Source organism: Streptomyces sp. YJ-C3, from assembly GCF_053891275.1.
In genome coordinates this window covers 1,803,556-1,828,211 of the sequence record NZ_CM132685.1, presented here as the reverse complement: position 1 = coordinate 1,828,211, position 24,656 = coordinate 1,803,556, and the positions used below count along the sequence as shown (strand labels likewise).

Sequence of the window (24,656 nt, the reverse complement as noted above, 5' to 3'; positions counted from 1 at the left end):
GGCTGCCAGACTCTGCGCATGCGGTTCGGCATTCTCGGCCCCCTCGATGTGCGGGCCTCTGACGGCAGCCCCCTGGACGCCGGGGGGCCACGGCCGCGTGCGCTGCTGACCGCGCTGCTCCTGGACGCCGACCGCACGGTCTCGGTGCAGCGTCTGATCGACGGCCTGTACGGCGAGACCCCGCCGGCCAACGCGGCCAACGCGTTGCAGTCGCAGGTCTCCCGGCTGCGCAAGCGGCTCGGCCTGGAGATCGAGACGGGGCCGGCCGGATACCGGCTGGTCGTCGACCCGGACTCGGTCGACGTGCACCGCTTCGAGCGCCTCGCGCGCGAGGGCGGGCAGGCGCTGGGCGCGGGAGACCACGCGCGCGCGGCGGCGCTTCTGAGGGAGGGGCTCGGCCTGTGGCGCGGTCCGGCGCCGCACGACCTGCCGAAGCTGGACGAGCTGCGCCTCGGGGCCGTGCAGGACCGGATCGAGGCCGACCTGGCACTGGGCGGCGGCGCGGAGCTGGTGGCGGAGGTGCGCGAGCTGATCGCGCGGTATCCGCTCGGCGAGCGCCTGTACGGGCTGCTGATGCGCGCGCTGCACGCGGCGGGGCGGCCCGCTGAGGCACTGCGCGTCTACGAAGAGGCGCGGCGCGTCCTCGCGGACGAGTTGGGCGCCGACCCGTCGCCGGAGCTGTCGGCGCTGCACTTGGAACTGCTGCGGGGGCGGGAGCCCGTGCGACAGCGCGGGGTGCCCGCGCAGTTGACGCGCTTCGTGGGACGGGCAGAGGAACTGGCCCGGATCGACGCGCTGCTGGCCGGCGCTCGTCTGGTGACGCTGACCGGGCCCGGCGGCGCGGGCAAGACACGGCTCGCGGTCGAGGCGGGGCGGGCCCACGCGGACGTCTGCTACGTGGAGCTGGCGCCGCTCACCGTTGGCACGGGGATCCCGTACGCGATCCTCACCGCGCTCGGTGTGCGCGAGGGGCTGCGCGGCCCGCAGGGCGAGGAGGCCACGGAGCGGCTCGTGGCCGCGCTCGAAGGCCGTGAGCTGCTGCTCGTGCTCGACAACTGTGAGCACCTGGTCGAGGGCGCGGCCCAGGTGGCGGGGCTGCTCCTGGGCACCTGCTCCGGCCTGCGGATCCTGGCGACGAGCCGGGAGGCGCTCGGCATCACCGGTGAGGTGCTGTGTCCGGTGCCGCCCCTCGCGGCGGGCCCGGCGGCCCAGCTGTTCCGGGACCGGGCGGCGGCGGTCCGGCCCGGTTTCGACGGGGACGAGCACGCGCGCGTGGCGGCGATCGACGGCATCTGCGCGGCCCTCGACGGGCTGCCACTGGCGATCGAGCTGGCCGCGGCCCGGCTGCGTACGCTCACGGTCGACGAACTGGCCGAGCGGCTCGGTGACCGCTTCCGGGTGCTGTCGCGCGGGGATCGCACCAAGGCACCCCGGCATCGCACGCTGCGGGCCGTCGTGGAGTGGAGCTGGGAGCTGCTCGACCAGGAGGAGCGGGACCTGGCGTGCCGCCTGACGGTGTTCGCGGGCGGGGGCCTGTCCGGGGGCGCGACGCTGGACGCGGTGGAGGCGGTGTGCGGCATCCCGTACCCGGAGGATCTGTTGGCCTCCCTCGCGGAGAAGTCGTTCCTGGAGGCGTCCGACGGGCGGTACCGGATGCTGGAGACGATCCGTGCCTTCTGCGCCGAGCAGCTGCCGGATCCCCTTCTGCGGGAGCTGCGTGACGCGCACGCCGCGTATTTCCTGCGGCTCGCGGAGGAGGCCGAGCCACGGCTGCGCGGGCGCGATCAACTCCCCTGGCTGGAGCGGCTGTCGACGGAGCGGGGCAATCTCGATGCTGCGCTGCGCCACTGCCTGGATGCCGCCCCGTCCGACGGGCTGCGCCTCATGGCGGCCCTGTCGTGGTTCTGGCGGTTGCACGGGCTGGCCGGCGAGCGCGTGGATCTCGCCCGTGAGCTGATGGACGCGGTGGGGCCGGAGCCGCCGCCGGGCATCGAGGAGGAGTACGCGTTGTGCGGGCTCAACGCCGTCATGGGGGACGGCGACGAGGCCCGGCTCGCGTGCGCGGACCGGGTGCTGGCCTCGATCGACCGCCAGCTGAGGTTGCCGTTCACGGTGGTGCTGTGGACGCTCGCCGTCGGGCCCGAGCGATCCCGGGACGAGCGAGTGCACGCCCAGGTGGGGAGCGATCCGTGGGGTCGGGCGCTGCTCGCCGTCGGCCTCGGGTTCCAGGAGCAGTTCGCGGGGCGCCCGGCGGCGTCGGAGGCCTTGTTCGCCCAGGCCCTGGCCGGTTTCCGGGAGACCGGCGACCGGTGGGGCATGGCCAACTCCCTCGATCAGCTGGGCATGTACGCCGACTGGCGCGGCGAGCGGACCCGCGCACTGGAACTGATCGACGAAGCACTGCACTACGCACGGGAGTTGGCTGCGCCCGAGGAGACGTCCGACCTGCTGTGCCGGCGCGGCGCCGTCCTGCTGCGCAGCGGTGCGTACGAGGAGGCGACCGCGGACTTCACGCGCGCCGGCGAGCTGGCGCGGGTCGCGGGCGCGCCCGAGAAGGTGGCGGGGGCACTGTGGGGCATGGGCGACGCGGCGCGTCTGTCCGGGGACACGGCCCGTGCGCGCGAGCACTACGAGGCGGCCCTGGAGACGAGCGCACGCTCCTGGTACAGCGTCGGCCAGACCGTGCACATCTTCCTGGGACTGGGGCGCGTGGCCCTCGCGGAGGGACGTGCGGACGAGGCGGACGAGTGGTTCGCGCAGGCCCGCACGCTGTCGACGGGCGCCCAGACGCAAGGACTCGAAGTCGCGCAGGTGGCCGAGGCGTTGGCGTCCCGGGCGGTCGAGCCCGAGCGCGCCGCGACACTCCTCGGCGCCGCGTCGGCGCTGCGCGGACAGCTGATCGTGGACGACCCGGACGTGACCCCGGTCGAGCGCCGGATCCGGCGGATGCTCGCGCCCGAGGTCTACAAGAAGGCCTTCGCGCTGGGCGGGAGCCTGCGGCAGGACGCCGTCCGCGAGTCTTAGGGCGCTGACCGGTCGCCGAGGCCCTCACCTCCCCCAGCTCGAGCTCGATCCCGCCCTGCCCCGCCCCGCTCACAGCTTCCCGCCCCGTCCCCACCCCCCTCTCTCACCCGGCACACGCCCGACTCCCGGCAAGCCCCAGCAAGGCCCGGCACGTTCCGGTAAGGCCCGGTCAGCGAGTGGTCAGCGAACGGTAAGCGCCGGACCGCAAGCTCACTGCCATGACGAAGCAGACACGCACCACCGGCAATCACCGGGCCACCGACAGCCTCCCGACCACCGCCACGCACAAGGCCATGCCCCGGCCCAAGCCCGAGTCCGAGCCCAAGCCCGAGTCGAAGCCCGAGTCCGTCGGCGACGCGCTCGCCCACCTCGACGTCCTGGTCTCCGGCGCCAGCGTCGCCGGCCCCGCGATCGCCTTCTGGCTGTCCCGTCAGGGCGCTCGCGTCACCGTCGTCGAGAAGGCTCCGGCCCTGCGCGAAGGCGGCTTCGCGGTCGACTTCCGCGGCCACGTCCACCGCACCGTCCTCACCCGCATGGGCATCTGGGACGAGTTGCACAGGATCCGGACCGACATGGGCCACCAGACCATCGTCGACGCGGACGACAGCGAGCGCGTGGACCTGCCCGCGCATCTGATGAGCGGTGATGTCGAGGTCCTGCGCGGCGACCTGTCCAAACTCCTCTACGAGCGCACGAAGGACACCGTCGTCTACGTCTTCGGCGATTCGATCGCCACCCTGACGGAGACGGCCTCGGGCGTCGACGTCACGTTCGACCATGGCGCTCCCCGCGCCTTCGACCTGATCGTCGGCGCGGACGGCCTGCACTCGAACACACGGCGACTGGTCTTCGGCGACGAGTCCCGGTACCTGCGGTTCTTCGACCACTACGTCGCCGGGTTCGACATGCCCAATCACCTGGGCCTGGACCGTACCGCCCGGCTGTACACCGAGCCGGGCCGCACCGCGATGATCAGCAACTACGACGGCGACGCCGACCGGGCGGGCGCCGCCGTGGTCTTCCGGTCACCGCAGCTCACGTACGACCGCAAGGACGTCGACCAGCAGAAGCGCATCGTCGCCGAGAAGCTGCGGGGCATGGCCTGGCCCCATGTGGAGCAGATCCTCGACGCGCTCGACACGGCGGACGACCTGTACTTCGACGCCATCGCCCAGGTCCACATGGACCGGCTCTCGCAGGGCCGGGTGGTCCTGCTCGGCGACGCGGGGTACGGCGCCACCATGGGAGGCATAGGCACCGGCACGGCGCTGGTGTCGGCCTACGTCCTGACGGGCGAACTGGTGGCGGCGCGCGGCGATCACCGCACCGCGTTCGCGGCCTTCGAGGCGGGGATAACGAAGTACGCGAAGGGCTGCCAGAAGCTCTCCGGGAACGCGGGCCCGTTCCTCGCCCCGCCCACCGAGAAGAAGATCCGCAGCCGCGACCGGGCGTACCGGATGCTCAGCTCACGTCTCCTGGCGGGCTTCTTCAAGCGCATCACGGAGAAGGCGGCGAGCAATCTGGCGCTGAAGGACTACGGCCTGGCCGGCGAGTCGACGCCGGCGGCCGCCCTGAACCTCCAGCCGTGATCCACGGGCCCGATCCCACCGCCGAGTGCGAATCCGGCGGCGATCGCCCCGGTCACGTACTCCTTGGCCGCGCGCACGGCCTCGGGGACGGACTGCCCCTTGGCCAGCTGGGCCGCGATCGCGGAGGCGAGGGTGCAGCCCGTTCCGTGGGTGTGGCGGTTGTCGTGCCGCGGGGCACGCAGCCAATGCTCCTCGGATCCGTCGGTCAGCAGATCCACGGCCTCGGAGGATCCCCCAGCCACGGAACCGCCCCCACCCGGACCGGAAGCAGAAACAGACACAGGTGCAGGAGCAGACACAGATGCAGACGCAGAACCGGAGCGCGCATGCCCGTCATCGGAACGCAGATGCCCACCCTTGATCACCACCCAGCGCGGCCCGTACGCGAGCATCGCCGCCGCGGCACGCCGCATCCCGTCCTCCGACTCGACCTGCACACCGGTGAGCTGAGCCACCTCGTCGAGGTTCGGGGTCGCGACGGTGGCGGTCGGCAGCAGCTTCGTACGGACGGAGTCCAGGGCCGACGCGGCGAGCAGCGAGTCTCCGTGCTTGGACACCCCGACCGGGTCGATCACGACGGGGGCATCGGTGCCCGCGAGCAACTCGGCGACGCATTCGACGAGTTCGGGCGAGGCCAGCATGCCCGTCTTGACGGCCTGGACTCCGATGTCGTCGACGACGCTGCGGTACTGGGCGCGCACCGCCTCCGCCGGCAGCTCCCAGGCTCCTTGCACACCGAGGGAGTTCTGGGCGGTGACGGCCGTGACGACACTCATGCCGTGGGTGCCCAGGGCCAGCATGGTCTTCAGGTCGGCCTGGATCCCGGCGCCACCGCCGGAGTCGGACCCGGCGACGGTCAGCACTCGTACCGGCGCGGTGGTGGAGGCGGTCACGACTCGATCTCCCCACCGGGGAAGTCGTCCCCGAAGTGGTCCCAGCCGCCCTTGCTGGTCCAGGGCGCGCCGTCCACGGTGACCTGGGGCAGGGCCGAGGGGTTCAGCACCTCGCCGATCACCTTCCATCTGGCGGGCAGCTTCACGTCCGCCGGGAAGGTGGCGACGATCGCGTGGTCCTCTCCCCCGGTCAGGACCCACTGCAGCGGGTCGACGCCGACGGCCTGGCCGATGTCGTTCATCTGGGAGGGCACGTCCACCTTCCCGGACTTGATGTCGATGCGGACCTTGCTGGCCTCGGCGATATGGCCCAGGTCGGCGATGAGTCCGTCGCTCACGTCGCACATGGCGGTCGCGCCGAGCCCGGCCGCGGCGGGGCCCGCGTGGTACGGCGGCTCGGGCCGGCGGTGCGCCTCGACGAAGGCGCGCGGCGAGCGGAAGCCGCGGGAGAGCACGGCGTACCCGGCCGCGGACCAGCCGAGCCACCCGGTCACGGCCACGACGTCGCCGGGCTGCGCGCCGGCGCGTGTCACGGGCTCGCGGTTGCGCAGATCGCCGAGCGCGGTGATCGCGATGGTGATGGTGTCGCCGCGGACGACGTCGCCGCCGACCACCGCGGCGCCGGCCACCTGGCACTCGTCGCGCAGCCCGTCCATCAGCTCCGAAGGCCAGGACGCGGGCAGCTCTGCGGGCACCACGAGGCCGAGCAGCAGGGCCGTCGGCACGGCGCCCATGGCCGCGATGTCGGCGAGGTTCTGCGCGGCGGCCTTGCGGCCGACGTCGTACGCCGTGGACCAGTCGCGCCGGAAGTGCCTGTTCTCCAGCAGGACGTCCGTGCTGGCGACGACCCTGCGGTCCGGCGCGGCGACCACGGCGGCGTCGTCGCCGGGGCCGATCCGTACGGCCGGGGTGGTGGTGAGCCGCGAGGTCAGCTCTCGGATGAGTCCGAACTCCCCCAGCTCGCCGACGGTGCCCTTCATGCGCGTACTGCCCCTTCTGCCCCGGCCTGCTTGCGGTCGCGGGCCGTCTCTGTCATGGGTACGGTTTGTGTCACGGGCCTGCCCTCTTCTTCCCTCATGGGCGTGCCTCCACGATCCCTTGCGCGGCCGCCGTGTACACGGTGTGTACGCCACAGCCACCCCGGGTCTCCCCGCGACGAGCGGCGACGCGATACCGTGGCGTCCCTTCTCCCCACATGATCCTCGTGGCCGCCCTGGAGGTTCCGTGGTACAGGCGTACATCCTGATCCAGACCGAAGTAGGCAAGGCGTCGACCGTCGCCGAGCTGATCGGAAAGATTCCGGGAGTCATACAGGCCGAGGATGTCACCGGCCCCTACGACGTGATCGTGCGTGCGCAGGCCGACACGGTCGACGAGCTGGGTCGCATGGTGGTCGCCAAGGTCCAGCAAGTGGACGGCATCACACGAACCCTGACCTGCCCGGTCGTCCACCTCTAGCCCCCGTCTACCCTGTGCCGGTGAACTCTCTTCGCCACCGGCTCCGCCTTGCCATCGGGTTGCCCGCACTGTCCCTGATGATCGCCGCCGCTTCGGGCTGCGCTTCAACGGACGATGCGCCCGCGGCGACGGTTCCCACCCCGGACGCGAAGGTCACCAAGCTGTGCCGGAATCTGCACGAACTGCTGCCGCAGAAGGTCGACGGACTTGAGCGCAACGATCCCGAACCGCACTCCGAGTTGACCGCGGCCTGGGGAAGTCCGGCGATCATACTGCGCTGCGGTGTGCCGTGGCCGGACGCGGTATTGAAGAAGGGCAGCATGCCCGCGACGGTCGACGATGTGGAGTGGGTCGTGGAGGGGCTCGACGACGGCGCGCAGCGCATGACGACGGGCGGGCGTCTCGCCTATGTGGAGTTGACGATCCCCAAGAAGCAGGTCTCCCTGGGCGGGGCGGGCCCGCTCGTCGATCTGGCGCAGGCCGTCAAGAAGGCGATCCCGAAGGGGATCGCCGACTGACGCGACGCGCGCCCCGCGCAGCGCACCGCACGCACCCCAGACTCCGCACACACCCCACACACCGCGCACCCGACAGGGCGCACGCCCGGCGACACGCGCTCCAGAGAGCGCGCACCCGCGGGGCATCCGACGCATGGCACACGACTGAGCACACGCCTCGGGACACAAGATGCGGGGCGCGGCCCGCATCCAGACAATGCGGGCCACCGATGCGGGGCGCGGCCCGCGAAGCGAAGTAGTCCTACCGAAGCCCGGTCGGCCGGCGCAGCGCGGCCTGCAGCAGCCGGTCCACCAGCTCCGGGTAGCTGACCCCGCTCTCTTGCCACATCCGCGGGTACATGGAGATCGGCGTGAAGCCGGGCAGCGTGTTGATCTCGTTGATCACGAACTCGCCGTCCTCCCCGAGGAAGAAGTCCGCCCGCACGATGCCCTCGCAGGACACGGCGTCGAAGGCCGCGACGGCGAGCCGCTGGACCTCCGCCGTCTGCTCCGGGGTGAGCGGCGCGGGCACGATGCCGGCGGCGGAGTCGATGTACTTGGCCTCGAAGTCGTAGAAGTCGTGGGCCTGCACCGGCGGGATCTCGGCCGGGACGGAGGCACGCGGGCCGTCCTCGAACTCGAGCACGCCGCACTCGATCTCCCGCCCGACGATGGCCGCCTCGACGATGACCTTCGGGTCGTGGGCGCGGGCGGTCTCCATGGCCTCGTCGAGCCCCTCGAAGGAGTCGACCTTCGTGATGCCGATCGAGGAACCGGCGCGTGCGGGCTTGATGAACAGCGGCCAGCCCTGCTCGCCGACGAACTCCGCGATGCGGCGCCGCGCACCCTCCTGGTCCTGCTCCCACTCGCGCGGCCGGACGACGAGGTACGGCCCGACCTTCAGCCCGAAGGACGTGAAGATCCGCTTCATGTACTCCTTGTCCTGGCCGACGGCCGAGGAGAGCACACCGCAGCCGACGTACGGCGTCCCGGACAGGTCCAGGAGTCCCTGGATCGTGCCGTCCTCGCCGTACGGGCCGTGCAGCACGGGGAAGACGACGTCGACGTCTCCGAGGGCCTTGGGCACGGAGCCGGGCTCGTTGTAGACGACCTCGCGCGAGGCCGGGTCGACCGGAAGCACGACCCCGCCCTCGGCCGAATCGGCGAGATCGGCCACGTCCGGCACCTTGCGGTCGGTGATCGCCATCCGCTCGGGGTCGTCCGACGTCAGCGCCCAGCGCCCCTCACGCGTGATGCCGATGGGCAGCACGTCGTACTTGGAGCGGTCGATGGCGCGCAGCACGGCGCCGGCGGTGACGACGGAGACGCCGTGCTCGGAGCTTCGACCACCGAAGACGACGGCGACCCGCGGCTTCTGTCCGCCGGTGGCGGACGCGGCGGACGCAGGGCTCTGGGGGAGGTTCTCGCTGCTCATATCGCGTTGAGGGTACCTGCTGGTAGCACAGGAGTCAGCGCCCGCAGAGCCCCGCCGCGCCGCCGTCGCTCAGCGTCGCTCGGGCTTGGCGGAGCGCGACATCAGCTCCTTGAGAGCGACGACCGGCGGCTTCCCCTCGTGGACGATGCCGACGACGGTCTCCGTGATGGGCATGTCGACGCCGTGGCGGCGCCCGAGCTCCAGCACCGACTCGCACGACTTGACGCCCTCGGCGGTCTGCTTGGTGACCGCGATGGTCTCCTGCAGGGTCATACCCTTGCCGAGGTTGGTGCCGAAGGTGTGGTTGCGCGACAGCGGGGAGGAGCAGGTGGCCACCAGGTCCCCGAGGCCCGCGAGTCCGGAGAACGTCATCGGGTCGGCGCCCATGGCCAGCCCCAGGCGCGTCGTCTCCGCGAGGCCGCGCGTGATGAGCGAGCCCTTCGTGTTGTCGCCGAGCCCCATGCCGTCCGCGATGCCGACGGCGAGGCCGATGACGTTCTTCACGGCGCCGCCGAGCTCGCAGCCGACCACGTCGGTGTTCGTGTAGGGCCTGAAGTACGGGGTGTGGCAGGCGACTTGGAGGCGCTGGGCGACGGCCTCGTCGCGGCAGGCGACGACCGCGGCGGCGGGCTGCCGGGCGGCGATCTCCCGCGCGAGGTTCGGGCCGGTGACGATCGCGATGCGCTCCTGGCCGACCTTCGTGACGTCCTCGATGACCTCGCTCATCCGCATCGCCGAACCGAGCTCGACGCCCTTCATCAGGGAGACGAGGACGGTGTCGGGGGCGAGCACCGGGGTCCAGTCGGCGAGGTTGACACGCAGCGTCTGCGACGGCACGGCGAGCACGGTGAAGTCGGCGCCCGCCGCGGCCTCGGCCGCGTCGGTGGTCGCACGCACACCGGCGGGGAGTTCGACGCCGGGCAGGTAATCCGGGTTCGTACGGGTGGAGTTGACGGCGTCGGCCAGTTCGGCGCGGCGGCCCCACAGCGTGACATCGCACCCCGCGTCCGCGAGCACCATGGCGAATGCCGTACCCCATGAGCCGGTCCCGAAGACTGCGGCCTTCACGGGTCGGGTCACTTGTTCTCCTCCGAACTGCCGCTCTGCTCCTGCGACTTGCGGCGCTGCTCGATGCGCGCCTCGCGCGGGTCGTAGCGCTTCTGCGGAGCCTTCTCGCCGCGCAACTCCGCCACGAGCGAGGTGATCTCGGTCATGATGACCTCGGTCGCCTCCTTCAGCAGCTCCGGCGTCATCTCCTTGTCGTAGAAACGCGACAGGTCGACGGGCTCACCGGCGAGGACATGGTGCGTCTTGCGCGGGAAGAAATGCGGCTTCTTCGTATAGGGCGGAAGTACTTCGGTGGCTCCCCACTGGCCGACGGGAATGACCGGGCACTGTGTCTGCAGCGCGACGCGCGCGACGCCGGTCTTACCGGTCATGGGCCACAGTTCGGGATCCCGGGTGAGCGTTCCTTCGGGATAGAAGGCGACGCACTCGCCGCGCTCCACGGCGTTGATCGCGGCGCGGAAGGCGCTCAGCGCGTTCGTGGACTCGCGATAGACGGGAATCTGCCCGGTGCCGCGCATCGCGGCCCCCACGAACCCCTTCTTGAAGAGGCCGTGCTTGGCGAGGAATCGCGGGACTCGTCCGCTGTTGTACTGAAAATGGGCGTACAGGAACGGGTCCAGATGCGAATTGTGGTTGACCGCGGTGATAAATCCGCCGTCGGCAGGAATGTTCTCCATTCCGCGCCAGTCCCGCTTGAACAGAACCACCAGGGGCGGTTTGCAGAGGACCGCTGCGAAGCGGTACCAGAAGCCGATTCTGCGGCGGGACACTCGGACACCTTCCTCTAGGACCTTGCAGGCGGGGCCTGGCGGGCCGCACAAGTGTCGCCCCAGGCCACCGGTCTGTCGAGAACACCGTACGCCCGCGCGAACAGCTGCACCTCATGCACAGGTCACAATAGGCGCGTGCAGTGGACCCTGGTGATACCGCTGAAACCGCTGGTGCGGGCCAAGAGCAGGCTGGCGCCCGCGGCCGGGGCCCTGCGCCCGGGCCTGGCGCTGGCGTTCGCGCAGGACACGGTGGCCGCCGCACGGGCCTGTGCGGCGGTCCGCGATGTGGTGGTCGTCACGGACGACGCCCGGGCTGGCCGCGAACTGGCGGCCCTGGGGGCCCGCATCGTCGCCGACACCCCGCAGGCGGGTCTCAATGCCGCTCTCGCGCACGGTGCGGCGGCCGTACGCTCCCTGCGCCCCGCCGCGTCGCTGGCGGCCCTGAACGCGGACCTGCCCGCGCTGCGTCCCGCCGAATTGGCCCGCGTTCTCGCGGCGGCCACCGCATTCCCCCGCGCTTTTCTGCCCGATGCCGCCGGAATCGGCACCACGCTCCTGTCCGCGGCTCCGGGCACGGAATTGCTTCCGGCATTCGGCGCGGCCTCCCGCGCCCGGCACACGGCGTCGGGCGCCACGGAACTTCCCCTCGACGGCGTGGACTCCGTACGTCAGGACGTCGACACCGGCGACGATCTGCGCGCCGCGCTCGCCCTGGGCGTGGGCCCGTACACCGCGAAGGCCACGGCGGGGCTGCTGACCGTGGACTGAGTACGCTGCCTGCATGCAGGCCACCGCGTACACGTACGACCCCGATACCCGCTCCGGCAGCGTCCTTCTGGATGACGGGACGCCGATGCCCTTCGACCCCGCCGCCTTCGACGCCGGCGGGCTGCGCCTGCTGCGGCCCGGCCAGCGGGTGCGTATCGAGGTACAGGGAGAGGGCGAGGCGCGCCGGATCGCGCTGGTGACCCTGCAGACCTTCTGAACTCCGCTCCGCGGACCTCGGGAGCGGGGTTCAGGGCGCCGGACATGCCGCGGGCCGGGCTCCCCGAGGGGAGCCCGGCCCGGCGCGTGAGCAGCCTGGTGGCATACGCCCTTACTTCTTGCGGGCGGTGGCCTTCTTGGCGGTGGTCTTGCGCGCAGTCGACTTCTTGGCGGGCGCCTTCTTGGCCGTGGCCTTCTTGGCGGGAGCCGTCTTCTTCGCGGTGGCCTTCTTGGCGGTGGTGGCCTTCTTGGCCGGAGCCGCCTTCTTCGCCGTCGTCGCCTTCTTGGCGGTGGTCGCCTTCTTCGTGGCGGTCGCCTTCTTGGCCGTCGTCGCCTTCTTGGCGGCGGTGGTCTTCTTCGCAGCGGTCTTCTTCGCCGGCGTCGCCTTCTTGGCGGCGGCCTTCTTGGCCGTCGTCTTCTTGGCCGCGGCCTTCTTGACCGTCGCCGAAGCGCTGCCGGTCAGGCTGCCCTTGGGCGCCTTCTTGACCGCGACGTCGTTCTTCGGGAGCTTCTTCGAGCCCGCGACGAGGTCCTTGAAGCCCTGGCCCGCACGGAAGCGCGGAACCGACGTCTTCTTGACCCGGACGCGCTCACCCGTCTGCGGGTTACGGGCGTAACGGGCCGGGCGGTCGACCTTCTCGAACGAACCGAAGCCGGTGACCGAGACGCGGTCACCGTTGACCACGGCACGGACGACGGCGTCGAGTACGGCGTCGACAGCCTCGGCGGCCTGCTGACGGCCACCGACCTTGTCGGCAATCGCTTCTACGAGCTGCGCCTTGTTCACGTCTTCCCCTTCGGAGACATTGCCGGAGCGAATCTCTTTCGACCCGGCTTTTTCGCACGTTAGGCAGATATATACCGCAAATCAAACGCGAAACGGGCTAATCACCCTTGTGCCGCAACGAACTCGGCAGTCTCAGAGTTCCTCTTCAGTGCCGGAGCCCTCTTCGAAGTCGTCGAGGTCCGCCCTGAATCGCTCCAGACGCCTTGCCGCACCGGCCACGTCGTGTTTGGCCGCGGCCGTAATGGCCAGCAGCTTCCGGGTCAGCGCCATCCGTACGCCCTCCGGGACTTGCAGTGAGCGCACTCGGGCGTGCGCTTCTTTGAGTTGGTTCGCGACCGCCGCGTACAGCTGGAGTTGGCCGTCGTGTTCCATGCACAGATTGTGCCATCTGGGGCGAGTTGTCGCCTCCGCAGGGGGTAACTCCCGCCCCACAGGGGCCTCCTGGCCCCTTGCGCGACGCGTCCGCCCGGAGCCGCGCCGAGGCTCGCGTACCCCAGGAACACCCCTGGTATTCAAGGGAGTTGACAGGCCGCGGAGACCGCCCGCGCGGGTCGGCCGAGGGCCGTCGGGGCCGGACATAGAAGTACCCCCAACCGGTGCACGATTGGGGGTACGTGTCCTGCAGATGTGGCCTGAATGAGCCTTGCCCAGCGGCGGATCAGACCGGGCGGAGCCGGCTCGGCGGCCGGGCCGGACTCAGACCTGGAGGGTCTTGGGCTTGTAGGCGGGGCGCTGCGCCTCGTAGGAGGCGATGTCGGCCTCGTTGCGCAGGGTGATGCTGATGTCGTCGAGCCCGTTCAGCAGCCGCCAGCGGGAGTTCTCGTCGAGCTCGAAGGAGGCCGTGACGCCCTCGGCGCGAACTTCGCGCTCCTGCAGGTCGACCGTGATCTCGGCCTGCGGGTCGCTCTCCACCAGCTCCCACAGCCGGTCCACGACCTTCTGGTCCAGGACCACGGTCAGCAGACCGTTCTTGAGGGAGTTGCCGCGGAAGATGTCGGCGAACCGGGAGGAGATGACGGTCTTGAACCCGTAGTTCTGCAGGGCCCACACCGCGTGCTCACGGGACGAACCGGTGCCGAAGTCGGGACCGGCGACCAGCACCGTGGCCCCGGCGCGCTCGGGCTTGTTGAGGACGAACTCGGAGTCCTTGCGCCAGGCCTCGAACAGCCCGTCCTCGAACCCGTCCCGCGTCACCTTCTTGAGCCAGTGAGCAGGGATGATCTGGTCGGTGTCTACGTTGCTGCGGCGCAGCGGGACGGCCCGGCCGGTGTGCGTGGTGAATGCTTCCATGGCTGATCAGACTCCAGCAGGCGTACGGTCGTCGGCGAGGTCGGCCGGGGAGGCCAGATGGCCCAGCACGGCGGTGGCGGCGGCGACCTGGGGCGAGACCAGGTGCGTACGGCCGCCCTTGCCCTGCCGGCCCTCGAAGTTGCGGTTGGAGGTGGACGCGGAGCGCTCGCCGGGGGCGAGTTGGTCCGGGTTCATGCCCAGGCACATCGAGCAGCCCGCGTGCCGCCATTCAGCGCCGGCCTCCTTGAAGACCTTGTCCAGGCCCTCGGAGACGGCCTGCAGGCCCACCCGCGCGGAGCCGGGGACGACCAGCATCCGTACGCCGTCGGCGACTTTGCGGCCCTCGACGATCGCGGCGGCCGCCCGGAGGTCCTCGATACGGCCATTGGTGCACGAACCTACGAAGACGGTGTCGACCTTGATGTCGCGCAGCGCCTGTCCGGCCTCCAACCCCATGTACTCCAGGGCCTTTTCGGCGGCGAGGCGCTCCGAAGCGTCTTCGTACGAAGCCGGGTCGGGGACGTCCGCCGAAAGCGGCGCGCCCTGACCGGGGTTGGTGCCCCAGGTGACGAACGGGGAGAGCTCCTCCGCCTTGATGAACACCTCGGCGTCGAAGACCGCGTCCTCGTCGGTGCGCAGGGTCTTCCAGTACGCGACCGCGGCGTCCCAGTCCTCGCCCTGGGGCGCGTGGGCGCGGCCCTCGAGGTAGGCGAAGGTGGTCTCGTCGGGGGCGATCATGCCCGCGCGGGCACCGGCCTCGATGGACATGTTGCAGATGGTCATCCGCGCTTCCATCGACAGCTTCTCGATGGCGGAGCCGCGGTACTCCAGGATGTAGCCCTGGCCGCCGCCGGTGCCGATCTTGGCGATGATCGCCAGGATCAGGTCCTTGGCCGTGACGCCCTCCGGCAGCTCGCCGTCGACGGTGATGGCCATGGTCTTGGGGCGGGCCAGCGGCAGCGTCTGGGTGGCCAGCACGTGCTCGACCTGCGAGGTGCCGATGCCGAACGCCAGCGCGCCGAACGCGCCGTGGGTGGAGGTGTGCGAGTCGCCGCAGACCACGGTGGTGCCCGGCTGGGTCAGACCCAGCTGGGGGCCCACGACGTGGACGACACCCTGCTCGACGTCGCCCAGGGAGTGCAGGCGCACGCCGAACTCGGCGCAGTTCTTGCGCAGCGTCTCCAGCTGGGCCCGGGAGACCGGGTCGGCGATCGGCTTGTCGATGTCGAGGGTCGGGGTGTTGTGATCCTCGGTGGCGATGGTGAGGTCGAGGCGCCGCACCTGGCGGCCCGCCTGCCGGAGGCCGTCGAAGGCCTGCGGGCTGGTCACCTCGTGCAGCAGGTGCAGATCGATGAAGAGGAGGTCGGGCTCGCCCTCGGCGCGCCGGACGACGTGGTCGTCCCAGACCTTCTCCGCGAGTGTCCTACCCATCGCTTTCCCTCCGGCCGGCTCAGGTACGCCGGCCCAACTAGAGATTCGGATCGCCGTCGCTCGTACCCCTCGTACCGGACGTCGGCTGCCGGGCCCGTTGGTCCGCGGGCCGGTGTCCGTACAGAGTGGCAAGTTCCACGGGAAATTGAACTTGCGTTTCACAGAGTGAGACGGGAGTATCGACGCATGGACAACAGTAGCGGCGTCGGCGTTCTGGACAAGGCAGCCCTTGTCCTGAGCGCCCTGGAGTCCGGACCCGCGACCCTTGCAGGGCTGGTCGCGGCCACCGGACTGGCAAGACCCACGGCCCATCGTCTCGCAGTGGCCCTCGAGCATCACCGGATGGTGGCTCGAGACATGCAGGGCCGGTTCATTCTCGGCCCGCGCCTCGCGGAGCTCTCGGCGGCGGCCGGCGAGGACCGCCTGCTGGCGACCGCCGGCCCGGTGCTGACACATCTGCGGGACGTCACGGGCGAGAGCGCGCAGCTCTACCGCCGCCAGGGCGACATGCGTATCTGCGTCGCCGCGGCGGAGCGCCTGTCCGGACTGCGGGACACGGTGCCGGTCGGCTCGACGCTCACGATGAAGGCGGGCTCGTCCGCGCAGATCCTGATGGCCTGGGAGGAGCCCGAGCGTCTGCACCGCGGTCTGCAGGGCGCCCGCTTCACGGCGACGGCTCTGTCGGGCGTACGCCGCCGCGGCTGGGCCCAGTCGATCGGCGAGCGGGAGCCGGGCGTCGCGTCCGTCTCCGCGCCCGTGCGCGGCCCGTCGAACCGCGTGGTGGCCGCCGTGTCGGTCTCCGGTCCCATCGAGCGCCTGACGCGCCATCCGGGCCGGATGCACGCCCAGGCCGTGATCGACGCCGCGGGCCGCCTCTCCGAGGCCCTGCGCCGCACCGGCTGACTCACAACGCGCCCTATTCTCCTGCCAGTTCCCGGCCGGTCGCTTCAACGCCGCAGCGACCGGCCGGAGTTGTCTTCCGTTGAATTCGAGGTCAGACCGGCTGCCGCACGAGAAGAGGCCCTCCCCGCAATGGGGAGGGCCTCTTCTTCACGTACCCCCGACCGGATTCGAACCGGCGCTACCGCCTTGAGAGGGCGGCGTGCTAGGCCGCTACACAACGGGGGCCTTGCGGATCAGATCCGCGGTTGCAGATGAGCTCTGCGAGCTGGCCTACCAGGACTCGAACCTAGAATGACGGTACCAGAAACCGTAGTGTTGCCAATTACACCATAGGCCATGGTGGTTTAGACCAATATTGGTTTAGACCAGTACCCCCGACCGGATTCGAACCGGCGCTACCGCCTTGAGAGGGCGGCGTGCTAGGCCGCTACACAACGGGGGCCCTAGCGATCCTGCATCAAGGTCGGTGGGAGCTACCCATGCCGTCCTCGCGGGAAGGATCTGTACCCCCGACCGGATTCGAACCGGCGCTACTGCCTTGAGAGGGCAGCGTGCTAGGCCGCTACACAACGGGGGCTTTGTGGATCTGGAATCCACGGTGCAGATGAGCTCTGCGAGCTGGCCTACCAGGACTCGAACCTAGACTAACGGAACCAGAAACCGTCGTGCTGCCAATTACACCATAGGCCACCGGAACGCCAACCCCTCGGGGATCTTTGCTCGGCTTGCGCTTCCGGGTTCCGGCCCTTTCGGCCCGCTCCCCTCGGCGCAGGAAGAACATTACCTGAAGGTCTCCGGCGCTCCAAAACGGGTATCCCGCGCCAGCAACGGGGGCAGCTGGTCAAGACCGGTGATGCGGACGAGCTCGGGCCGACCGCCGATCTCCGCGCGGTCCAGCCAGATGCCGGTCAGGCCCGCCTCGACCGCTCCGCGCGCGTCGGTGTCCGGTTGATCGCCCACGTAGGCGACCTCGTGCGGGGCCAGATCAAGCTGCTCACAGACGGCGTGAAATGCAGCGGCCTCGGGCTTGGCGACGCCCAGTTCGGCCGCGCAGACGACGGCCTCGAAGCGGTCGCGGACACCGAGGGCGCGGAGCTTGCGGTCCTGGTTGCGCAGCGAGGAGTTGGAGAGGACGGCGTGCCGGTAGGTGCCGGCGAGGGTGTCGAGGGCGGGCACCGTGTCGGGGAACAGGCTCCAGGCGGCCTCGTAGTGCGCGAGGTAGCGGGTGAACCAGGCGTCGGCCTCGGCGTCGTCCAGCGCCTCCCCCACGAAGGCGCGCACCCGGTCCCTGCGCTGCCCCTCCCAGTCGACCTCGCCCGTCTCGAAACGGGCCCAGTGCTCGCGGGTGAGGGCCTTCCAGCGGGCGAGGGCCCGCTCGGCGGTGCCGAAGGCGCCGAGGAGGCCCTCGGTGGTGAGGTGGGCGCGCATGCCGGTCGTGTCGGCCGTCGCGTAGTCGAAGATCGTGTCGTCGATGTCCCAGACGACGGCTCTGATCGGGGCCCCGGCTCGCATGTCACGACCGTAACGCCGAAAGACCCGGAAGCGGTCGGCTTCCGGGTCTTTCGGTGCTGTACGGCGCGGTCAGCCGGCGAGCTTCGCCAGGGCCGCGTCGATGCGGGTCAGCGTCTTGTCCTTGCCGAGGATCTCCAGGGACTCGAAGAGCGGGAGACCGATCGTGCGGCCGGTGACGGCCACGCGGACCGGGGCCTGGGCCTTGCCGAGCTTGAGGCCGTGCGCCTCGCCGGCGGCCAGGACGGCCTCCTTCAGCGACTCCGGGGAGGTCCAGTCGGCCGCTTCGAGCTTCTCGCGGGCCGTGACCAGGAGGGCGTCGGAGCCTTCCTTCATGGCCTTCGTCCAACTGGGCTCGTCGAAGGCCGGCTCCGGGAGGAACAGGAAGTCGACGTTGTCCGTGATCTCGGAGAGGACCTTGAGGCGGGTCTGGGCGTGGGGGGCGATCGCCGCCCACTTCGCCTCGTCGAAGTCCTCCGGGGCCCAGGGGGCGACCGGGGCCTTCAGCCAGGGCTCGCAGCGGGCCGCGAAGTCCTTGGGGTCGAGCATGCGGATGTGGTCGCCGTTGATCGACTCGCACTTCTTGAGGTCGAAGCGGGCCGGGTTCGGCTGGACGTCCTTGACGTCGAAGGCCGCCACCATCTCGTCGATCGAGAAGATGTCGCGGTCGGCGGAGAGCGACCAGCCGAGCAGCGAGAGGTAGTTGAGCAGGCCCTCGGGCAGGAAGCCGCGCTCGCGGTAGAGGTTGAGCGAGCTCTGCGGGTCGCGCTTGCTCAGCTTCTTGTTGCCCTCGCCCATGACGTACGGGAGGTGGCCGAACTCGGGGACGAGCTTGGCGATGCCCAGGTCGATGAGCGCCTTGTAGAGGGCGATCTGGCGGGGTGTGGAGGAGAGCAGGTCCTCGCCGCGCAGGACGTGGGTGATCTCCATCAGGGCGTCGTCGACCGGGTTGACCAGCGTGTACAGCGGGGCGCCGTTCGCGCGGACGATGCCGTAGTCCGGCACGTTCTCCGGCTCGTACGTGATGTCGCCGCGGACCAGGTCCGTGAACGTGATGGTCTCGTCGGGCATCCGGAAGCGGACGATGGGCTTGCGGCCCTCGGTCTCGTACGCCTGCTTCTGCTCCGCGGTCAGGTCGCGGCAGTGGCCGTCGTAGCCGGAGGGCTTGCCGGCGGCGCGGGCGGCGTCGCGGCGGGCGTCCAGCTCCTCGGTGGAGCAGTAGCAGTGGTAGGCGCGGCCGGCGGCGAGGAGCTTCTCGGCGACGTCCTTGTAGATGTCCATGCGCTGCGACTGCCGGTACGGGGCGTGCGGGCCGCCGATCTCGGGGCCCTCGTCCCAGTCGAAGCCGAGCCAGCGCATCGCGTCGAGGAGCTGGTTGTACGACTCCTCGCTGTCGCGGGCCGCGTCGGTGTCCTCGATGCGGAAGACCAGGGTGCCCTGGTTGTGGCGCGCGAAGGCCCAGTTGAACAGGGCGGTGCGGACCAGGCCCACGTGGGGGTTACCGGTGGGCGAGGGACAGAAACGGACACGGACTGCTGGGGCGGATGCGCTAGCCACGCTTGACAACCTTGTTGGTGAGAGTGCCGATGCCTTCGATGCTGACGGCGACCTCGTCGCCGACGCTGAGGGGGCCGACCCCTTCCGGGGTGCCCGTGAGGATGACGTCGCCGGGGAGGAGGGTCATGGCCTCGGAGATGTTGGCGATCAGGTCCGCGATGGACGTGATCATCTGGGAGGTGCTGCCGAGCTGGCGCTGCTGCCCGTTGACCGTGCACTGGATCGCGAGGTCGGAGGCGGCGGCCACGTCCAGGCCCGTCTCCACCCAGGGGCCCAGCGGGCAGGACGTGTCGAAGCCCTTGGCGCGGGCCCACTGCTTCTCGCGCTTCTGCACGTCGCGGGCGGTCACGTCGTTCGCGGCGGTGTAGCCGAGGATGACGTCGTTCACACGCTCACGGGGGACCTCGCGGCACATGCGGCCGATGACGACGGCCAGCTCCGCCTCGTGGTGCAGTTCCTGCGAGAAGGAGGGGTACTGGATCTCGTCGCCGGGTCCGATCACGGACGTGGACGGCTTGAAGAAGGCGAAGGGGGTGTCGGGGACCTCGTTGCCCAGCTCCTTCGCGTGCTCCGCGTAGTTGCGGCCGAAGGCGATCACCTTGTTCGGGAGCACGGGCGGCAGCAGCCGGACCTTGCTCAGCGGGACCTTGGTGCCGGAGAGCTCGAAGTCCGCGAACGGGATGCCCTTGATGATGTCGAGGACGAGCTCGTCTGGCTTGTCGCCCTCGACCGCGCCGAAGGCGACGTTCCCGTCGATGGAGAATCTGGCGATGCGCACGGGTGGCTGCGCCCCTCATTCTTGCGTTGGGCCCGGGTGGGATGTGACCGCTCCAGGCTAACGCGGCGCCCCTACTGCGGCTTCTCCATCAGGATGGTGCGCTTCGGGTTGGCCGTGTTCGTCGGCAGCGCGAGGGAGTGCTCCGGGAGGAACGGCGCGGCCTGGATCTCCTCGGCGTCCTTGAGGTGCGCCAGCGTGGTGCGCCGCGGGTTGGCGAGGTTGAGGAACATCGTCGTCGTCTTCATGGCTGCGCTCTGGAACCTTCTCGGTTGTCTGGCGTGGTCGTCCGACCTGGTCGTTCGACGCGGTTGTCTGATGGGCCATCCCTGTAAAGCGTCAGGCTAAACATCTGATTCCCGCCGAAAGCCGGGAAGTTGTGATCCGACGCATGTGAGTTTGCTCACCCGTGGACACGCAAATGGGGCACTTCGGGCCGCCAAGCGCCGTCCGTGAAACGGACATTGCATCACTGAAGGCACCATTCCGCTCCCGATCATGGCGACTGGGACACCCCCTGGCCGTACCAGATACGCCCGCGAATGCCCGGTTTCCCCTAGATCACTTTCTACGGCTCGTAACAACCTCCTCACATGGGGTCACGGGTGGTACGCCGTGTCTCTCGGGCCTTGTTGGAGATCCTGCACTGTGCTGGAATTCCCGAGACCACCGCGGGATCGAACCGACGCACAGGGGCGCGAGACAGCGTCGAGCAGCGGCGGGAGGGGGAGCCAGCGCCGGTCACTCACGACCAACAGGGGGGCGTTTCAGGTCGCCCTTCGAACTACGCCGACACCGTCCTGTCCGCGCATGCGGGTGGGGCGCCTGGTCCAGAGGTTGCGACGCTAGTGCAGGGACGTAAGAACAGGGATGGCAGCGCTGCGGCGGAGCCGGAGCCGCGCGGCGGGACCGGCCCGATAACAGGCGGCTCCCAGCCCCCGCACGCCCAGAACCCGGGGCGCACGGCGTCCGTCGACGTCGGTGAGCGCGACGGGCGCTCCGGTGTGTCCGGCGGTTCGACCACGCCCGCGCCTCCCTCGGTCAAGGCCAAGGGGCCCACCGGGCCCGGCCCCCGAATAGCCCTGCGCAACTGGCGCATCTCGACCCGCCTGGTCGCTCTGCTGACGCTGCCCGTGGTCGCCGCGACCTCGCTGGGCGCCCTGCGTATCGCGGAGTCCCTGGACGACATCCAGCAGCTCGACAACATGAAGCTGCTGACGGAGATGACGAAGCAGGCCACCGACCTGGCGTCGGCGCTCCAGGAGGAGCGCGACCAGTCGGCGGGGCCGCTGTCCAACGACCCCAAGGCGACGGACGACTTCAGCATCAAGGCGGCGCGGGAGAAGACGGACCGCGCCCGTGCCACGTTCCTGCAGAGCACGACGGACATCGAGGGCGACAGCGAGTCCGGCAGCCTGAACGGTGTGCGGGAGCACGCGGTCCAGATCGCCAGTGACCTGATCCGGCTCAAGAAGATCCGCACCGAGGCCTACGCCACCAAGTCCAACTCCTCGCAGACCGTCGAGGCGTACGCCCGCATCATCAACCAGCTGCTCTCGCTGTCCACCGACATGGCGCAGGCGACGAGCAGCCCCGAGATGATCCAGCGCACCCGCGCCCTCGCCGCGTTCTCGTCCGCCAAGGAGTACGCCTCCGAGCAGCGCGCCGTCATCGCCGCGGCCCTGCCGCCGAACAGCACCACGTTCGGCAAGCTCACCGAGGTCGACCGGCAGTACGCCGACGCCGCCCACGACAACCAGGCGTCCCAGCTGGACTCCTTCAAGAGCGTCTACGGCGTCGTCGCCGCGCAGGAACTGCTCAAGCCGCTCACCGAGAACAACGCCACCATCACGGCGGCGGACAAGTACGCCGAGCGGGTCCTGTCCAAGACGGACGGCATCAGGAGCCAGGACAAGCGCTCCTACAAGGACTGGGTCGACGCGGACAGCTCCCGTATCCAGGAGATGTCCAAGATCGAGCTGACGCTGCTCAACCAGATGGAGCAGCAGGCGCGCGAGCTGCGCAACTCCTCCGAGCAGTCCGCCATCATCAACGGTGCGCTGATCCTGATCGTGCTCGGCGTCTCGCTCGTCGGCGCGTTCGTCGTGGCCCGCTCCATGATCCGCTCGCTGCGCCGGCTGCAGGACACCGCGACCAAGGTCGCCCAGGACCGGCTGCCCGAGCTGGTCAAGCAGCTCTCGGAGTCGGACCCGCAGGACGTCGACACCTCCGTCGAGTCGGTCGGTGTGCACTCCCGGGACGAGATCGGCCAGGTGGCCGCGGCCTTCGACGACGTGCACCGCGAGGCGGTCCGCCTCGCCGCCGAGCAGGCCCTGTTGCGGGGCAACGTCAACGCGATGTTCACCAACCTCTCGCGCCGCTCCCAGGGCCTCATCCAGCGCCAGCTCTCGCTCATCTCCGAGCTGGAGTCGCGCGAGGCCGACCCGGACCAGCTCTCCTCGCTGTTCAAGCTCGACCACCTCGCGACCCGCATGCGCCGTAACGGTGAGAACCTCCTCGTCCTCGCGGGTGAGGAGCCGGGCCGCCGGTGGACCCGGCCCGTGCCGCTCGTCGACGTGCTGCGTGCCGCCGCGTCCGAGGTGGAGCAGTACGAGCGGATCGAGCTCGCCGCCGTGCCCGCGACCGAGGTCGCCGGCCGCGTCGTCAACGACCTCGTGCACCTGCTCGCCGAGCTGCTGGAGAACGCGACCTCGTTCTCCTCGCCGCAGACCAAGGTGAAGGTCACCGGTCACGCGCTGCCCGACGGCCGTGTGCTGATCGAGATCCACGACACCGGTATCGGCCTCTCCCCCGAGGACCTCGCCGCGATCAACGAGCGGCTCGCGTCGCCGCCCACCGTGGACGTGTCGGTCTCCCGCCGCATGGGTCTGTTCGTGGTCGGTCGTCTGTCGCAGCGCCACGGCATCCGTATCCAGCTGCGTCCCTCGGACTCCGGTGGCACGACCGCGCTGGTCATGCTTCCCGTGGACGTCGCCCAGGGCAAGAAGCTCCCCGGTCAGGGTGGCCCCGGCGGCGGTCCGGCCGCTGCGCAGGCCTCCGCCGGTGCCGCAGGCGCGCGGCGCGGTGTCACGCCGGGTGCCGGTGGTGGCGCCGCGGGCCGGCTCGGTGCCGGGCCCGGTGCGGCGCGGCCGCAGGTCGGTGCCGGTGGCGGCGGTCCGCGCGCGGCGCTGCCCGCCCGGGACGGCGGCTCCCAGAACCCGCAGGGCCCGCAGAACCCGCAGGGTCCGCGCGACCCGGGGCAGCAGCGCGGTCCACTGAACCCGCAGGCGCCGCAGCGCCCGCAGCCGGCTCGTGCCCAGAACCCGCAGGCCCCGACCGGCCCGGGTACCGGTGTCTTCAACGGCGCCGGTCAGGGTCCCGTGCCGCCGCAGCAGCGCACCCACAACGACCCGGCCGAGCAGCAGGGCCGACGTCCGGTGCTGCCGCCGCGCGGTGGTCCGCGTGCCGAGCTGCCGGGCGGCAACCCGCAGCCGCGCGTGCCGAGTTGGAGCGACGAGAACGCGCAGCCGCACCTCGACGCGCCGCGCGGTCACGACGAGCCGGACTCGACGGCGCAGTTCCCGGCGGTCCGGGACGATCGTCAGGGTCCTGGCTCCACGGCCGAGTTCGCGCGCCCCGACTACGACGCGCCGCCGCCTGCGCCCCGGTCCGGCCAGGACCAGAACCAGGGCCAGGGCCAGGGCACCGGTCAGTTCGTGCGCCCCGATGTCTTCGGTGCCGTACCGAACGGGAACGGGGGGCCGGCCGCGGGTGCGGGCGGCTTCCGGGACAACGGTCTGCCGAACCGTCAGAACCCGTCCGGCACCGACCAGTTCGAGCGTCCGCAGGATCCGTCGACGACCGGCCAGTACGAGCGTGCCCAGGACCCGTCCGGCACGGGCCAGTACGCGCGTCCGCAGGACCCGTCCGGCACGGGCCAGTACGGGCAGCCCCAGGGCACCGGCCAGTACGGGCAGCCCCAGGGCACCGGTCAGTACGAGCGTCCGGCGGCTCCGCGGCAGCGCGGCGGCGGGCAGGACTTCCCGCCCGTACAGCGCCCGGCGCAGGACCAGAGCATCCCGGCGCAGCCGCAGCAGGACTACCTGCCGCCGGCCACCGATGCGGGTGACGGCCGCACGCCGCTGTACGACACGCTGGAGACCAACTGGTTCCACGGTCAGCAGCAGGGCCAGGGCCAGGCGCAGGCTCAGGGCCGGCCCCAGGGTCAGAGCCAGGATGCGCAGTACGGGCAGCAGGCCCGGTCCCTGCCGCAGCGCGGCGCCCAGCAGGCGGCCCCGCAGCAGCAGGCTCCGCAGCGTCCGCAGGCACAGGCCCCGGCGGCGCCCGCGCGACCGGCGCCCGCCTCCCCCACTTCCGGCCAGAACCAGGCCAGTTGGCGGCAGTCCCCGAACGACGAGCTGATGCGTCAGGCCGAGCGGGTGCGCAAGCCCGCCGCGGGCGGCGTCACCGTGTCGGGTCTGCCGCGTCGTGTGCCCCGGGCGAACCTCGTGGCGGGCACGGCCCAGGAGCAGCAGAACCAGACCGGTCCTCAGGTCTCGCGCGCGCCCGACGACGTGCGGGGACGGCTGACCAATCTCCGTAGGGGCATCCAGCAGGGCCGGCAGGCCGGTGGCACCGGTCAGACCGGCAGCTACCCCCGCCCCACTCACCAGCAGGAGCGTTAGT

Annotated in this window: 21 protein-coding genes and 5 tRNA genes; 8 read left to right on the top strand and 18 right to left on the bottom strand. The window is 70.7% G+C overall.

What is annotated here, in order from left to right:
- Positions 1 to 18: 18 nt before the first annotated feature.
- Positions 19 to 3,024 (top strand): BTAD domain-containing putative transcriptional regulator, encoded by a 3,006-nt coding sequence (locus ACVHNB_RS08150; protein ID WP_456227706.1) that lies wholly within the window; start codon positions 19 to 21, stop codon positions 3,022 to 3,024.
- Between the two features lie 218 nt (positions 3,025 to 3,242).
- Positions 3,243 to 4,613: an FAD-dependent monooxygenase gene (locus ACVHNB_RS08145; protein WP_456227705.1), complete on the top strand. Its 1,371-nt coding sequence runs from the start codon at positions 3,243 to 3,245 to the stop codon at positions 4,611 to 4,613.
- On the opposite strand, the gene thiD is transcribed toward ACVHNB_RS08145, so the two are convergent.
- Together thiD and ACVHNB_RS08135 are read right to left on the bottom strand one after the other, a co-directional pair.
- A complete protein-coding gene (thiD, locus tag ACVHNB_RS08140; protein WP_428952078.1) occupies positions 4,559 to 5,506 on the bottom strand; it encodes a bifunctional hydroxymethylpyrimidine kinase/phosphomethylpyrimidine kinase in 948 nt (315 codons plus the stop codon). The two genes, ACVHNB_RS08145 and thiD, sit on opposite strands and share 55 nt — an antisense overlap.
- A complete protein-coding gene (locus tag ACVHNB_RS08135; RefSeq protein WP_428952079.1) occupies positions 5,503 to 6,486 on the bottom strand; it encodes a thiamine-phosphate kinase in 984 nt (327 codons plus the stop codon). The genes thiD and ACVHNB_RS08135 overlap by 4 nt, the downstream gene beginning before the upstream one ends.
- 244 nt (positions 6,487 to 6,730) lie before the next feature.
- Between ACVHNB_RS08135 and ACVHNB_RS08130 the strand changes: the two genes are divergently transcribed.
- Together ACVHNB_RS08130 and ACVHNB_RS08125 are read left to right on the top strand one after the other, a co-directional pair.
- Positions 6,731 to 6,964: an Lrp/AsnC family transcriptional regulator gene (locus tag ACVHNB_RS08130; RefSeq protein WP_016642988.1), complete on the top strand. Its 234-nt coding sequence runs from the start codon at positions 6,731 to 6,733 to the stop codon at positions 6,962 to 6,964.
- A 20-nt stretch (positions 6,965 to 6,984) separates the two neighbouring features.
- Positions 6,985 to 7,482, top strand: a complete 498-nt coding sequence (locus tag ACVHNB_RS08125; protein ID WP_428952080.1) for a DUF3515 domain-containing protein — start codon at positions 6,985 to 6,987, stop codon at positions 7,480 to 7,482.
- A 241-nt stretch (positions 7,483 to 7,723) separates the two neighbouring features.
- On the opposite strand, the gene ACVHNB_RS08120 is transcribed toward ACVHNB_RS08125, so the two are convergent.
- The 3 genes from ACVHNB_RS08120 to ACVHNB_RS08110 all read right to left on the bottom strand — a co-directional run bounded on the left by ACVHNB_RS08120 (position 7,724) and on the right by ACVHNB_RS08110 (position 10,734).
- Entirely contained in the window at positions 7,724 to 8,896 is a 1,173-nt protein-coding gene (locus ACVHNB_RS08120; RefSeq protein WP_456227704.1) for a D-alanine--D-alanine ligase family protein, read from the bottom strand.
- A gap of 69 nt (positions 8,897 to 8,965) precedes the next feature.
- The gene (locus ACVHNB_RS08115) at positions 8,966 to 9,976 is read right to left on the bottom strand and encodes an NAD(P)H-dependent glycerol-3-phosphate dehydrogenase (protein ID WP_456227703.1); all 1,011 of its coding nucleotides are present in this window, start codon (positions 9,974 to 9,976) and stop codon (positions 8,966 to 8,968) included.
- The gene (locus ACVHNB_RS08110; protein WP_428952083.1) at positions 9,973 to 10,734 is read right to left on the bottom strand and encodes a lysophospholipid acyltransferase family protein; all 762 of its coding nucleotides are present in this window, start codon (positions 10,732 to 10,734) and stop codon (positions 9,973 to 9,975) included. The genes ACVHNB_RS08115 and ACVHNB_RS08110 overlap by 4 nt, the downstream gene beginning before the upstream one ends.
- Before the next feature lie 135 nt (positions 10,735 to 10,869).
- On the opposite strand from ACVHNB_RS08110, the gene cofC reads away from it, so the two are divergent.
- The gene (gene cofC / locus ACVHNB_RS08105) at positions 10,870 to 11,502 is read left to right on the top strand and encodes a 2-phospho-L-lactate guanylyltransferase (RefSeq protein WP_428952084.1); all 633 of its coding nucleotides are present in this window, start codon (positions 10,870 to 10,872) and stop codon (positions 11,500 to 11,502) included.
- 13 nt (positions 11,503 to 11,515) lie between these two features.
- Complete coding sequence (locus tag ACVHNB_RS08100; protein ID WP_428952085.1) at positions 11,516 to 11,719, top strand: hypothetical protein; 204 nt, start codon at positions 11,516 to 11,518, stop codon at positions 11,717 to 11,719.
- A 111-nt stretch (positions 11,720 to 11,830) separates the two neighbouring features.
- Here the strand turns inward: ACVHNB_RS08100 and ACVHNB_RS08095 are convergent, their stop codons facing one another.
- The 4 genes from ACVHNB_RS08095 to leuC all read right to left on the bottom strand — a co-directional run bounded on the left by ACVHNB_RS08095 (position 11,831) and on the right by leuC (position 15,226).
- A complete protein-coding gene (locus tag ACVHNB_RS08095) occupies positions 11,831 to 12,505 on the bottom strand; it encodes an HU family DNA-binding protein (protein ID WP_428952086.1) in 675 nt (224 codons plus the stop codon).
- A 132-nt stretch (positions 12,506 to 12,637) separates the two neighbouring features.
- Positions 12,638 to 12,877, bottom strand: coding sequence for an SCO5555 family protein (locus tag ACVHNB_RS08090; protein ID WP_428952087.1), 240 nt, complete (start codon positions 12,875 to 12,877; stop codon positions 12,638 to 12,640).
- Positions 12,878 to 13,201: 324 nt separating this feature from the next.
- Complete coding sequence (leuD, locus tag ACVHNB_RS08085; protein WP_428952088.1) at positions 13,202 to 13,795, bottom strand: 3-isopropylmalate dehydratase small subunit; 594 nt, start codon at positions 13,793 to 13,795, stop codon at positions 13,202 to 13,204.
- A gap of 6 nt (positions 13,796 to 13,801) precedes the next feature.
- Positions 13,802 to 15,226 carry a 3-isopropylmalate dehydratase large subunit gene (leuC, locus tag ACVHNB_RS08080; RefSeq protein WP_428952089.1) on the bottom strand — a complete coding sequence of 475 codons (1,425 nt, stop codon included), beginning with the start codon at positions 15,224 to 15,226 and terminating at the stop codon, positions 13,802 to 13,804.
- A gap of 186 nt (positions 15,227 to 15,412) precedes the next feature.
- Here leuC and ndgR point away from each other — a divergent pair, with 186 nt between their 5' ends.
- Positions 15,413 to 16,129: an IclR family transcriptional regulator NdgR gene (gene ndgR / locus ACVHNB_RS08075; RefSeq protein WP_026245909.1), complete on the top strand. Its 717-nt coding sequence runs from the start codon at positions 15,413 to 15,415 to the stop codon at positions 16,127 to 16,129.
- Positions 16,130 to 16,281: 152 nt separating this feature from the next.
- Here the strand turns inward: ndgR and ACVHNB_RS08070 are convergent.
- From ACVHNB_RS08070 to ACVHNB_RS08030, 9 genes are all read right to left on the bottom strand, one after another.
- Positions 16,282 to 16,354, bottom strand: a tRNA-Glu gene (locus tag ACVHNB_RS08070).
- 40 nt (positions 16,355 to 16,394) lie between these two features.
- Positions 16,395 to 16,466 (bottom strand) — tRNA-Gln (locus ACVHNB_RS08065).
- Between the two features lie 32 nt (positions 16,467 to 16,498).
- Positions 16,499 to 16,571 (bottom strand) — tRNA-Glu (locus ACVHNB_RS08060).
- Positions 16,572 to 16,633: 62 nt separating this feature from the next.
- A tRNA-Glu gene (locus ACVHNB_RS08055) sits at positions 16,634 to 16,706 on the bottom strand.
- A gap of 41 nt (positions 16,707 to 16,747) precedes the next feature.
- Positions 16,748 to 16,819 (bottom strand) — tRNA-Gln (locus ACVHNB_RS08050).
- A 90-nt stretch (positions 16,820 to 16,909) separates the two neighbouring features.
- Positions 16,910 to 17,641, bottom strand: a complete 732-nt coding sequence (locus ACVHNB_RS08045) for an HAD family hydrolase (protein ID WP_456227702.1) — start codon at positions 17,639 to 17,641, stop codon at positions 16,910 to 16,912.
- Positions 17,642 to 17,710: 69 nt separating this feature from the next.
- The gene (gene gltX / locus ACVHNB_RS08040; RefSeq protein WP_428952091.1) at positions 17,711 to 19,195 is read right to left on the bottom strand and encodes a glutamate--tRNA ligase; all 1,485 of its coding nucleotides are present in this window, start codon (positions 19,193 to 19,195) and stop codon (positions 17,711 to 17,713) included.
- Positions 19,188 to 19,973: a fumarylacetoacetate hydrolase family protein gene (locus ACVHNB_RS08035; RefSeq protein WP_428952092.1), complete on the bottom strand. Its 786-nt coding sequence runs from the start codon at positions 19,971 to 19,973 to the stop codon at positions 19,188 to 19,190. Before ACVHNB_RS08035 ends, gltX begins: the two co-directional genes overlap by 8 nt.
- A gap of 71 nt (positions 19,974 to 20,044) precedes the next feature.
- Positions 20,045 to 20,218, bottom strand: a complete 174-nt coding sequence (locus ACVHNB_RS08030) for a hypothetical protein (RefSeq protein ID WP_428952093.1) — start codon at positions 20,216 to 20,218, stop codon at positions 20,045 to 20,047.
- Between the two features lie 600 nt (positions 20,219 to 20,818).
- On the opposite strand from ACVHNB_RS08030, the gene ACVHNB_RS08025 reads away from it, so the two are divergent.
- Positions 20,819 to 24,655: a nitrate- and nitrite sensing domain-containing protein gene (locus ACVHNB_RS08025; protein WP_456227701.1), complete on the top strand. Its 3,837-nt coding sequence runs from the start codon at positions 20,819 to 20,821 to the stop codon at positions 24,653 to 24,655.
- Position 24,656 lies beyond the last annotated feature (1 nt).

Bases quoted from the DNA above. Each gene is read 5' to 3' on its own strand.
- ACVHNB_RS08120 (WP_456227704.1), bottom strand. From the start codon at position 8,896: ATGAGCAGCGAGAACCTCCCCCAGAGCCCTGCGTCCGCCGCGTCCGCC.
- ACVHNB_RS08030 (WP_428952093.1), bottom strand. From the start codon at position 20,218: ATGAAGACGACGACGATGTTCCTCAACCTCGCCAACCCGCGGCGCACC.
- ACVHNB_RS08090 (WP_428952087.1), bottom strand. From the start codon at position 12,877: ATGGAACACGACGGCCAACTCCAGCTGTACGCGGCGGTCGCGAACCAA.
- leuC (WP_428952089.1), bottom strand. From the start codon at position 15,226: ATGGGTAGGACACTCGCGGAGAAGGTCTGGGACGACCACGTCGTCCGG.
- ndgR (WP_026245909.1), top strand. From the start codon at position 15,413: ATGGACAACAGTAGCGGCGTCGGCGTTCTGGACAAGGCAGCCCTTGTC.
- ACVHNB_RS08135 (WP_428952079.1), bottom strand. From the start codon at position 6,486: ATGAAGGGCACCGTCGGCGAGCTGGGGGAGTTCGGACTCATCCGAGAG.
- ACVHNB_RS08045 (WP_456227702.1), bottom strand. From the start codon at position 17,641: ATGCGAGCCGGGGCCCCGATCAGAGCCGTCGTCTGGGACATCGACGAC.
- ACVHNB_RS08100 (WP_428952085.1), top strand. From the start codon at position 11,516: ATGCAGGCCACCGCGTACACGTACGACCCCGATACCCGCTCCGGCAGC.
- ACVHNB_RS08145 (WP_456227705.1), top strand. From the start codon at position 3,243: ATGACGAAGCAGACACGCACCACCGGCAATCACCGGGCCACCGACAGC.
- ACVHNB_RS08150 (WP_456227706.1), top strand. From the start codon at position 19: ATGCGGTTCGGCATTCTCGGCCCCCTCGATGTGCGGGCCTCTGACGGC.
- leuD (WP_428952088.1), bottom strand. From the start codon at position 13,795: ATGGAAGCATTCACCACGCACACCGGCCGGGCCGTCCCGCTGCGCCGC.